Origin of the sequence: Comamonas sp. B-9, assembly GCF_000410635.1 — a bacterium.
Classification (GTDB): Bacteria; Pseudomonadota; Gammaproteobacteria; order Burkholderiales; family Burkholderiaceae_C; genus Comamonas.
Genome location: NZ_KE148646.1, coordinates 1 through 234, shown reverse-complemented (window position 1 = coordinate 234; position 234 = coordinate 1). Strand labels below are relative to the sequence as shown.

Here is a 234-nt window from a genome sequence, read left to right as displayed (position 1 = left end):
GCCCCCCCCTGCCACTACCGCGTGGCCCAAAAGGGAACCAAGCTGGGCCTGCCCGAGGTGAAGCTGGGCATTCTGCCCGGCGCAGGCGGCACCCAGCGCCTGCCACGCCTGGTGGGCGCAGCGCTGGCGCTGGACGTGATGCTGAGCGGCCGGCCGGTGCCCGCGCAAGAGGCGCTGGCCAGCGGCATTGTGGATGCGGTGGAAGAGGGTGACCCGCAGGCATTGGGCCTGGCC

1 protein-coding gene is annotated in these 234 nt (G+C 73.1%); it reads left to right on the top strand.

What is annotated here, in order from left to right:
• The coding region (locus H928_RS32555) for an enoyl-CoA hydratase-related protein (protein WP_192816998.1) at positions 1-234 on the top strand (234 nt) is incomplete at both ends.